The 10,017-nt window shown below is 72.7% G+C and carries 6 protein-coding genes and 2 pseudogenes; 6 read left to right on the top strand and 2 right to left on the bottom strand.

Translation table 11 applies throughout. The annotated features are described in order from the left end of the window. Positions 1-202: pseudogene (locus FMEAI12_RS40085) on the top strand (hypothetical protein); the annotation flags it as partial. On the opposite strand, the pseudogene FMEAI12_RS21365 reads toward FMEAI12_RS40085, so the two are convergent. Beyond that, positions 121-546, bottom strand: a pseudogene (locus FMEAI12_RS21365) (FadR/GntR family transcriptional regulator); the annotation flags it as partial. The pseudogenes FMEAI12_RS40085 and FMEAI12_RS21365 sit on opposite strands and share 82 nt — an antisense overlap. Positions 547-1,323: 777 nt before the next feature. Continuing rightward, positions 1,324-2,262, bottom strand: a complete 939-nt coding sequence (locus FMEAI12_RS21360; RefSeq protein ID WP_071064881.1) for a FadR/GntR family transcriptional regulator — start codon at positions 2,260-2,262, stop codon at positions 1,324-1,326. A gap of 1,038 nt (positions 2,263-3,300) precedes the next feature. Between FMEAI12_RS21360 and FMEAI12_RS21355 the strand changes: the two genes are divergently transcribed. The 5 genes from FMEAI12_RS21355 (at position 3,301) to alaS (ending at position 9,846) form a co-directional block, all read left to right on the top strand. Continuing rightward, on the top strand, positions 3,301-4,446 hold the full coding sequence (locus FMEAI12_RS21355; protein ID WP_235014267.1) for an MHYT domain-containing protein: 1,146 nt from the start codon (positions 3,301-3,303) through the stop codon (positions 4,444-4,446). Positions 4,447-4,519: 73 nt separating this feature from the next. Continuing rightward, the gene (locus FMEAI12_RS21350) at positions 4,520-5,902 is read left to right on the top strand and encodes a replication-associated recombination protein A (protein ID WP_112107592.1); all 1,383 of its coding nucleotides are present in this window, start codon (positions 4,520-4,522) and stop codon (positions 5,900-5,902) included. 363 nt (positions 5,903-6,265) lie between these two features. Continuing rightward, on the top strand, positions 6,266-6,760 hold the full coding sequence (locus FMEAI12_RS21345) for a DUF948 domain-containing protein (protein WP_020459303.1): 495 nt from the start codon (positions 6,266-6,268) through the stop codon (positions 6,758-6,760). After that, on the top strand, positions 6,760-7,110 hold the full coding sequence (locus tag FMEAI12_RS21340; protein ID WP_071064880.1) for a hypothetical protein: 351 nt from the start codon (positions 6,760-6,762) through the stop codon (positions 7,108-7,110). Before FMEAI12_RS21345 ends, FMEAI12_RS21340 begins: the two co-directional genes overlap by 1 nt. 93 nt (positions 7,111-7,203) lie before the next feature. Beyond that, positions 7,204-9,846: an alanine--tRNA ligase gene (alaS, locus tag FMEAI12_RS21335; protein ID WP_112107590.1), complete on the top strand. Its 2,643-nt coding sequence runs from the start codon at positions 7,204-7,206 to the stop codon at positions 9,844-9,846. The last annotated feature ends 171 nt before the right edge of the window (positions 9,847-10,017 follow it).

The following is a 10,017-nucleotide window of genomic DNA, read 5'->3' as shown; positions in this document are numbered from 1 at the left end:
CATGGTCACCGCCGGCAGCGTCGGCCGGAACCCGGCCGAGGTGCTGCGCGTACTCGACGCGCTGCAGACCGACGAGCTGTGCCCGTGCAACTGGCAGAAGGGAGAGGCCACCCTGGGTGCGGCGGCGGGTTCGAGCAGGGTGTGGGCGGTGTGGACGTCGGCGAGGGTGGTGTGGCGGTGTTCGAGGACGAGGCCGGCGTAGCGGGCGGCGACCTGGCCGTCGGGGGTGTGGACGCGGGCGCCGCCGTGGGCGCCGCGGCGGACGGAGATGAGGGCTTCGGATTCGAGGACGCGGAAGGCTTCGCGCAGGGTGGGGCGGGAGACGCCGAACTGTTCCATGAGGACGGCTTCGGGGGGTAGGGCGTCGCCTTCGACGAGCTCACCACGGACGATCTGGCGGCGGAGCTGGGCCGCGACGAGCTCGGCGGTCTTGGGCACGCGGACCTGCTGACCGAGACCACCGCCGAGCGGGCCACCAGCGACCGCGGCACGGCCGCTCGGGCCTTTTGCCGTCCTGCCACCACGCTGGTGCTCGGCTAATGTCATTCTTCCGTGCCTCTCCGGACGGACGCGGCTCATCACGCCGCGGGCATTCCGCGTTCCCGCCGGTTCAGGTGTGTGTGCGGCCGGCCTAGATGCCCGCCCGTTGCCGGTGCCCGCTTGGTGCCCGGCGGAAGAATGATACACGTTCCGCAATGAGGAGACTGCCGAGCGCACCCTGTTGGCGTGGTCCTCCCGGTCTTCGACACTGATGTCGACCACAGTTGTCCGTGACAGTTGTCCGTCGCTGTTCTCGGTCACCGCAGTCAGCCGCCGTAGTCGGTGGCTGTTGTCCGCCGTCGCGGTTCGGCGGCGTTCGTTCGCGGTGTTGTCCGGCGGCGTTGCCTACCGGTGTTGCCCAGTGGCGTTGTCCGGTGCTGTTGTCCGACATGGTTGTGTGGGCAACTGCGGAGCGCGTAACAAGTCGTGCGAGTGGTTGTCCGAGTACGGTTGTCCGTGTATGGCCCCGCGGCGCCAACCGCGGTGCGAGTACCAGCATGTTCGCCGCGCCGCCGCGATCCGTCGTGGTCGACTGGATACCCGCGCAATCGCCGGTGCATTCGACGCCGCGCAATCTGTTTTCAGCGTCATGGCGCCGGCGTCATGGCGTCAGCTCCGTCAGCTCCGTCAGCTCCGTCAGCTCCGGTGCCCCGTCAGCGTCAGCGGCGCCGATGTCGGCGCCGCTGACGGGGCCAGGGGAGTCCAGTGCCAGCGGGGGTCGGTGCCATTGCGGGCCAGTGCCGGTCGCGTCAGTGCCGGTGGTGTTGTCAGTGCGGGTGGTGATCAGTGCCGGTGGGCGGTCGCCTCCTCGACGTGCCGCCGGATGCAGGACCGGGCCAGGTGCTCGGCGAGCGCGCCCTCGCCGCGGGTGATCGCGTCGACGATCTCGGCGTGCAGCGGGTGCTGCCACCACTGCCCGAGCCGGTCGGTCTCCTCACGGGGATGCGAGAGGTCCGCCAGGACCCGGATGAACAGCTCGGCGGCCGGATTGCCCGCCAGCCGGGCGATCTCGAGGTGCAGCAGCACCGGGGCCTCCCCGGTGGAGCCCGCTGCGACCGGCGCCGGCCGGGTGCCGGCTGACCGTGTCCGCGAGCGCGCTCCCGCGGCCCGCCCGCCCGGCGTGGCCGGCTGCAGCGCACCGCGCAGCCGGGTCAGTCCGGCCGTGTCGATCCGTTCGGCGAGCCTGCGGACGGCCACGGCCTCCAGGGCGGACCAGGTCTCGCAGAGGTGCTCCGGCCGGGCACGGGCGAAGTCGAGGTAGACCCGGGCGACGTCGCGGACACCGTCGTGGTCGGGCGCGGTCACCACAAGGCCGCCGCCGGGACCGGGCCGCGGCCGAGCCACCCATCGGCTCTCCAGCAGCCGGACGGCTTCGCGCAGCACCGACCGCCCGACCTGGTAGCGCTCCATGAGCTGGGCTTCCGACCCGAGCCCCTCGCCGACCGGCCACCCGCGCCGGATGATCTCCAGCTCGATGGTGCGGGCCAGTCGGGAGGCGAGGGTGCGCTGCCCGAAGCGGGAGGTCGGTTCCTCCGGCTCGCCGACGACGAGGCCGATCGCCCCGCCGTTCTCGGCATGGCCGCCGGCGCGGCGGCCCGCGGCGTGCCCGCCGCCGAGGGCGGAGCCGACAGCGGGCGCGGCGCCGCGTGGAGAAGTCCGTGCTGCGCCGTGGAACGCGCCGGACGCTGTATTCCGGCCGGCCGGCGATAGCCCGTCAGACACTGCTCTTCCTCCGGATGAACTCGTTGGCCGACGCCGGACTTTCCGACGTCGCCGTGACTGCTCCGACGGCGGGCAGTCATCGCCGCGCCGGCGACCTGTCGACGGCGTTCGCGATGACGCCCACAGTGTGCTCGGATTCCTTTCCGGACGTGTTCCGTGCCGTTCCGGTGAGTTCCCGGTAGTCGGCACCGACGTTTGCCCCCGGCATCGGAAGCGTGTTCCAGATAAGGGGCTCCAGTCAACCGATTGCAGCTACCCATGTGGGCCAAGGGCGCGCCCGTTTGGCATCTGTGCAGCTCCGCCGCTTCGTGTCCCGGTGGCCCGGAAGCGTGACCGGAGGATGCGTGGCCGGCCGGGAATGCGCGTAGCCCGGCCGTTTCCACTGCGTGGCGGCTTCCCGCGCACCGCCGGCACGGCGCGCGGCGGTGTCGTCGGTGGTGGAGCGGCTGGGCTCTCGACATCCGGACGTGTGTCCCATGCCATCCACCGTGACCGGCACTTACAGGCCACCTACATCCTGTTCGACCGTTCGTGCGGAAAATCGACGCACTTCCGGGACGCCGATACGTGGTGGTTGCGCCCTGCCCCCGTTATCGGCTCGTGAACCACTCCGGAGTGCCGTGCCCCGGTCGCCCGCGTCGGTATTCACCGACCATTCGCCGGGTTGCGCGCCGGGACGGACCGAATTCGCGGACGGTTTGCCGCCGACGGGTTGAGGAAAGAGCGGGGCGACCTCGAGAGGCCGTCGGGCACGGGCCTCGGGGTGTGGGGCCGACGAACGCGCTTCGTAGCGGTGAGTAGCGGGTTGTTGCTCAGAGTGATTTTATTGCTCCGTGGTGACGTAGGCGTCGCATGCCACAAGGGGTCTCTGGCCTGTCACCGTAGGGACCGAAGTCCTGACCCGGGGCCGCCACGGCTCGGTGCGGCGTCTGTTACTTCCTCCGGTGTAATTCGGCGCGCAAGTTCTCGTTAGCTGAGAACTTGTGTTAGGAATGGGCGTCTTTCGGCTGGTCTGGGGGGAAATTGATCACGGTGCAGATGGCCCATCAACATTCGAGTCAGGATCTTCTGTTCGCCGCGGTGTCCGTACTGCTCGCCGTGATCGGCTCCTTCGCGGCGCTGGTGAGCGCGATGCGGATACCTTCCGCCGAGGGGCGGGCGAGGTTGCGGTGGACGATGTTGGCCGCGGTGTCTCTCGGTGGCGGCGCGGTGTGGTCCATGCACTTCATCGGAATGATCGGTTACCAGGTCGCCGACCGCGACGTGCGGTACGACCTGCCGCTCACCGGGCTGTCCCTGCTCATCGCGATCGCCGTCTCGGCGGTGGGCCTGTCGCTGGTGGCCCGGCGTCCGGACAGCCCGGTGCGGCTGGCCGCCGGTGGCGTCGTCGCCGGGCTCGGCGTCGCCGCGATGCATTACACGGGCATGGCCGCGATGCACGTCGGAAGTGACATCAGCTACCGGCACGGGCTGGTGGCCCTGTCGGTCGGCGTCGCCATCGTCGCCGCGCTGGCCGCGCTGTGGATCGCCTTCCGTGTGCTCACCGGGCTGCACGTCGTGCTGGCCTCGCTGGTCATGGCCGTGGCCGTCTGCGGGATGCACTACACGGCGATGGCCGCGACGCAGGTCCAGACGGCCGCCGTGCTGTCCCCGGTCACCGGGGCGGACCCGATCACCCTGGCGATGCTGGTGTGCGTGATCGCCTTCTCCGTGCTCGCGGTCGTGATCTTCGCCGCGCTCGGCGGGGTCACCTATTCCGATCCGTTCGCCCCGGTCCAGGAGCGCAGCCGGCATCGCGGCGGGCCCCGGCCGGGCGCCGGGCGGGTCGAGGGCGGCCCGTCCCACCGGGAGCGCCCCGGTGGCGACGGCCGGGTCGGTGGGGGTGAGCGGCCGGAGCAGGCCGATCGGGTCGGCGGAGGCGAGCGGTCCGGGACCGACGAGCGGGCCGCCTGGGCGGCGCAGCGGAGCGGTCCCCTCGAAGCGGTCACGTCGAACGCGCCGCGGGACCGGGGGCACCGGCCCGGGCCGGCCGGCCCGGCCGGCCCGGCGAACCGGCGGGATGCCCTGAAGCGGCCGGATGCCGCGGACCGTTGGGACGCCGTGGACCGGCGCGATCCGCCGGACCAGCGGGGCCCGGCCGACCCGGTCGGCTGGACGGGTGACGCCCACCATGGGTGGCGGTGACCTCCGCCAGTGCCCGCGGACGCCGTCCGCCTGCTCTCGGATCGGTGTCGGACCCCGGCCGTACGGTGGTCGGGTGAGTCTCTTCGACGCGGAGCTGGCCGAGACGCTCGCCTCCTCCGGCCCGCTCGCGGCCCGGTTACGCCCACGCGGCCTGGACGAGGTCGTCGGGCAGCGTCACCTGCTGGCGGAGGGCAGCCCGCTGCGCCGGCTGGTGGAGGGCGGCGGGACGACCTCGGTGGTGCTGTGGGGGCCGCCCGGTACCGGGAAGACCACGCTGGCGCACATCGTGTCCCGGGCCACCCGGCGCCGGTTCCGCGAGCTCTCGGCTGTCACCGCGGGTGTCAAGGACGTCCGCGCGGTGGTGGACGAGGCCCGCGAGACGTTGTCGATGTCCGGTGTACGGACGGTCCTGTTCATCGACGAGGTGCACCGGTTCACCCGTACCCAGCAGGACGCGCTGCTCCCGTCCGTGGAACGCGGGTGGGTGACGCTGGTCGCGGCGACCACGGAGAATCCTTTCTTCTGTGTTGTCTCCCCGTTGCTCTCCCGGTCGCTGCTGCTGACCCTCGAGCCGTTGACCGACGCCGACATCGCCGAGCTGGCGGAGCGTGCGGTGACCGATCCGCGCGGCTACGGCGGGCGCCTCGTGCTGGCAGAGGAGGCCCGCGAGCACCTGGTCCGGGTCGCCGGCGGTGACGCCCGGCGCGCGCTGACCGCGCTCGAGGCGGGCGCGGAGGCGGCGCTCGCCGCGGCCGGTCCGGACGGAGCCGGTCCGGACGGAGCCGGTCCCGTCCGCCTCGAGCTCGACCTCCTCGAGCGGGCGGTGGACCGCGCCGCCGTCCGCTACGACCGGGAGGGCGACCAGCACTACGACGTCGTCAGCGCGTTCATCAAGTCGATGCGCGGCGGTGACGTCGACGCCGCACTGCACTACCTGGCCAGGATGCTGGAGGCCGGCGAGGACCCGCGTTTCGTCGCACGCCGAATGATCATCCTGGCGAGCGAGGACGTCGGGATGGCCGATCCCGGGGCGCTCGGGGTCGCCGTGTCGGCGGCCCAGGCCCTCGAGCTCGTCGGGCTCCCGGAGGCACGGCTCGCCCTGGCCCAGGCGGTGATCCATCTGACGCTGGCGCCGAAGTCGAACGCGGTGATCACCGCGCTGGACGCGGCGACGGCCGACATCCGGTCGGGCCGGGTCGGGCCGGTGCCGCCGCACCTGCGTGACGCGCACTACCGGGGCGCGGCGCGGCTGGGTCACGGCGAGCGGTACCGGTATCCGCACGATCACCCGGACGGGGTGGTCCGACAGCAGTACGCGCCGGACGTCCTCGCCGGGTCGGACTACTACCACCCGACCGGGCACGGGTTCGAGCGGCGGGCGGGCGAGCGGCTCCTGCTGCTGCGCGGAGTGCTGCGGGGACAGCCGCCAGACCCCCCGGCGGACACCTCCGGCTGACCACCCGGCGCCGGCCCGTCCGGCCGGGGACGGACACGGACGGCCCGGGGGTTACCGGTGGTGCGTGCACACCGGTCGGTAAGGTCACTGGCGAACGGCACCGGCAGACCACCCGGACCACCGCACGAGGGCGCCGCACCGGACGGCGTGACGGCCGCCGTGGCAGGCGGTGCGGCGTGACGGCCGGTGCGGCGTGACGGGCGGAACGGTGTCCCGGCGGGACTGCCCCGGCCCGCGCAGGGCGGCCCCGGTGGTCCGGCCGGCCTCGGTGGCCGGTGTCACCAGGCGTTACCCGGCACTGGCGTTACCTGAGACAGGCGTTACCTACGACTGGCGTTACCGACAACGATGGAGGCGAAGCACATGTCCGGTGGTGCGGTCGCGGGCCTGATCGCCTCTGGGGCGTTCGCGGTGCTCGTGCTCTTCGCCTGCTACGTCCTGTACAAGCTCGGCAAGATCTTCGACGAGGCCGCGGCCCGGGTACGGCAGACCGGGATCGTGATCGACGAGGGCACCGCCCGGGTCCGGCAGGCGGGGGCGACCGTGGACGAGGTCAACGTCGCGCTCGCCCACGTCAACAAGGAGCTCGACCGGATCGACGCGATCACGGCGAACGTGCAGACGGTGACCACCAACGTGTCGTCGCTGACGTCGCTGTTCGCCGCCACGCTGGGCGGGCCGATCGTGCGGGTCGCCGCGTTCAGCTACGGCGTGCGGCAGGCGGTCGCGAAGCGGGCGAAGGCGGATGTCACCGCGCGCGTGTCGGCCGAGATGAAGGCGGAGAAGTCGCAGCGCCGGGCCGCGCGCCGCGCGCCCGAGGTCACCGCGTCCGGCGCGGGCGGCCGGGGTCGTCGCTGATGGGGACGAGGATGTTCTACGTCGCCCTCGGCGCGGCCACCGGGGTGCTGGTGGTGCGCCAGGTCGCCCGCGCGGTCTCCTCGCTGTCGCCGACGAGTCTGGCCGGGTCTTTCGTACAGTCGGTGCGGGAGTTCGCCGCCGACGTCGGCGAGGCGATGGCCGAGCGGGAGGAGGAGATCCGCTCCGCGCTCGGCCTCGACGACGCGGACGGCTCCGGCGACGGCGAGCGTACAGGCGCCGCCACGAGCACAGGGGCTGCCGCGAGCGACCAGGACACCGCTGCCCCGGGTCCTGACGAGTTCGACCCGGAACGGACGATGCGTCTGGTCCCCGGCGCGCGCCGGCCATGACCTCCGACCGGTCACGGCCGATCCCGGGTGCACGCCCGGCGTCGGCCGGGTGGCCGGGTGCCTTATCCCGACGACCCTGGACGACGTGAACCGATGGACACGGCCGAGATCCGCCGCCGCTTTCTGAACCATTTCTCCGAGCGGGGTCACACCGTGGTCCCGAGTGCGTCCCTGGTGGCGCAGGACCCGACCCTGCTGCTGGTGAACGCCGGCATGGTTCCCTTCAAGCCCTACTTCCTCGGGGACCTGAAGGCGCCGTGGAACCGTGCGACCAGCGTGCAGAAATGCGTGCGGACCGTGGACATCGACAACGTCGGCCGCACCGCCCGGCACGCCTCCTTCTTCCAGATGTGCGGGAACTTCTCCTTCGGTGACTACTTCAAGGCCGAGGCGATCCCGTTCGCCTTCGAGCTGATCGTCGACGGCTACGGCTTCAACCCCGACGACCTGTGGGCCACCGTCTACCTGGACGACGACGAGGCCGAGGCGATCTGGCGCACCCTGCTGCCCGCCGAGCGCATCCAGCGGCGCGGCAAGAAGGACAACTTCTGGTCGATGGGTGTGCCCGGCCCGTGCGGCCCGTGCAGCGAGATCTACTTCGACCGCGGCCCGGCGTACGGGCGCGAGGGCGGCCCGGAGGCGGACGAGGACCGCTACCTGGAGATCTGGAACCTCGTCTTCATGCAGTTCGCGCGGGGCGAGGGCAGCGAGTACGGCTACGAGATCGTCGGTGATCTGCCCGCCCGCAACATCGACACCGGGATGGGCCTGGAGCGGATGGCCACCATCCTGCAGGGTGTCGAGAACCTGTACGAGATCGACATCTCCCGTCCGGTGCTCGATGCGGCCGGCCGGCTCACCGGCACCCGCTACGGCGCCGACCCGGCTTCCGACGTCCGGCTGCGGGTCGTCGCCGACCACACCCGGACCGCGGCGATGCTGATCTCGGACGGGGTCTCACCGTCCAACGAGGGCCGCGGGTACGTCCTGCGGCGGATGCTGCGCCGGGCGGTGCGTGACGCCCGGCTGCTCGGCGCCCGCGAGCCGGTCATGGACGAGCTGTTCGGTGTGGTCCGCGCGGCGATGGGTCCGATCTACCCGGAGCTGGTCGACCAGGCCGAGGCGATCACGGCCGTCGCGGTCGCCGAGGAGACGGCCTTCCTGGAGACGCTGCGCACGGGCACCACCCTCTTCGACACCGCGGTCACCCAGGCCAGGTCCAGCGGGTCGTCCCAGCTCAGCGGCGAGTCGGCGTTCCGGCTGCACGACACCTACGGGTTCCCGATCGACCTGACCATGGACATGGCGTCCGAGGCGGGCCTGACCGTGGACGAGGCGGGCTTCCGCCGGTTGATGGAGCGCCAGCGCCAGGCGGCGAAGGCCGACCGGGCGTCCCGGCGGATCGGCAACCTGGACCTCTCCGCCTTCCGGCCGATCCTCGCCGCCTCCGGCCCGACGACGTTCACCGGCTACACCGAGCTCGGGCGCGAGTCGGGCATCGTCGGCATCGTCGGCATCGGTGACGGCGGCAGCCTGACCGCGGCCGGCGAGGGGGAGGAGGTCGGCATCCTGCTCGACGCGACCCCCTTCTACGCCGAGAGCGGTGGCCAGGAGGCCGACCTGGGCCGGATCCGGTTCGACGGCGGCGAGGCCGAGGTGCTCGACGTCCAGCGCCCGGTGCCCGACCTGGTCATGCACCGGGTGAAGGTGCTCGGCGGCGAGCTGCGCGTCGGGGCGGACGTGTTCGCCGAGGTGGACGTCGAGCGCCGGCGCGCGGTGTCGCGCTCGCACACCGCCACCCACCTCGTGCACACCGCGTTCCGCCGGGCGCTCGGGGAGTCGGCGACGCAGGCCGGGTCGCTGAACTCGCCGGGCCGGCTGCGCTTCGACTTCCACGCGCTCGGCGCGGTGCCCGACTCCGTCCTCGCCGACGTCGAGGACGAGGTCAACGAGATCGCCCTGCGTGATCTGGAGGTCCGCTGGTACGTCACCTCTCAGGAGGAGGCGCGCCGGCTGGGCGCGATGGCGCTGTTCGGTGAGAAGTACGGCGACCGGGTCCGTGTCGTGGACGTCGGGGACTACGCCCGCGAGCTGTGCGGTGGTACCCATGTGGCCAGCTCGGCCCAGCTTGGCGCGATCAAGCTGCTGTCCGAGTCGTCGATCTCGGCCGGGACGCGCCGGGTGGAAGCGCTGGTCGGCATGGACGCCTTCCGGTTCCTGGCCCGCGAGCACGTGCTCGTCTCGCAGCTCTCCAGCGCGCTCAAGGCCCGTCCGGACGAGCTCGCCGACCGGGTCGCCGACATCGTCGGGCGGCTGCGCGAGGCGGAGAAGGAGCTGGAGCGGCTGCGGGCACAGGCGGTGCTGGCCGGCGCGGCGGCGCTCGCCGCCGGCGCCGAGGACGTGGGGGGCGTGGCGCTGGTCACCGCGCAGGTGCCCGCGGGCACTCCGGCAGACGACGTCCGCCTGCTCGCCCTGGATGTGCGCGGCCGGCTCGCCGGCCGGCCGACGGTGGTCGCGGTCGTCGAGGCCGCCGGCGCGGCAGTCGTCGTGGCGACCGACGAGACCGCGCGGACCCGCGGCCTGCGGGCCGGCGACCTGGTCCGGCACTCCTGGGCCGCGCTCGGCGGCAAGGGCGGCGGCAAGCCTGACGTCGCCCAGGGCGGACGCGGTGACGCGGACATGATCCCGAAGGTCTTCGCCCGGCTGCGCGAGCTGGTCGCCGACCAGGGCGCGTGAACGACACCGGTGTGGGCCGGGGGGACACCGGCGGCGCGGCCGCGGCGTCGCCCCGGCCCGGCCCGGACCCCGTGACCGCTCCGGATTCCGCGGCTGGCGCGGATTCCGCGGCTGGCGCGGATTCCGCGGCCGGTTCGGATTCCGCGGCCGGTTCGGATTCCGCGGCCGGTT

This window comes from Parafrankia sp. Ea1.12 (assembly GCF_900465275.1).
In the GTDB taxonomy this organism is placed as follows: Bacteria; Actinomycetota; Actinomycetes; order Frankiales; family Frankiaceae; genus Parafrankia; species Parafrankia soli.
Note: the sequence above shows the minus strand (reverse complement) of the source record. Positions and strands in the feature narration are given on the sequence as shown.

Excerpts from the sequence above, each read along its gene's own strand:
- FMEAI12_RS21355 (WP_235014267.1), top strand. The coding sequence starts at position 3,301 with ATGGCCCATCAACATTCGAGTCAGGATCTTCTGTTCGCCGCGGTGTCC.
- FMEAI12_RS21345 (WP_020459303.1), top strand. The coding sequence starts at position 6,266 with ATGTCCGGTGGTGCGGTCGCGGGCCTGATCGCCTCTGGGGCGTTCGCG.
- FMEAI12_RS21340 (WP_071064880.1), top strand. The coding sequence starts at position 6,760 with ATGGGGACGAGGATGTTCTACGTCGCCCTCGGCGCGGCCACCGGGGTG.
- alaS (WP_112107590.1), top strand. The coding sequence starts at position 7,204 with ATGGACACGGCCGAGATCCGCCGCCGCTTTCTGAACCATTTCTCCGAG.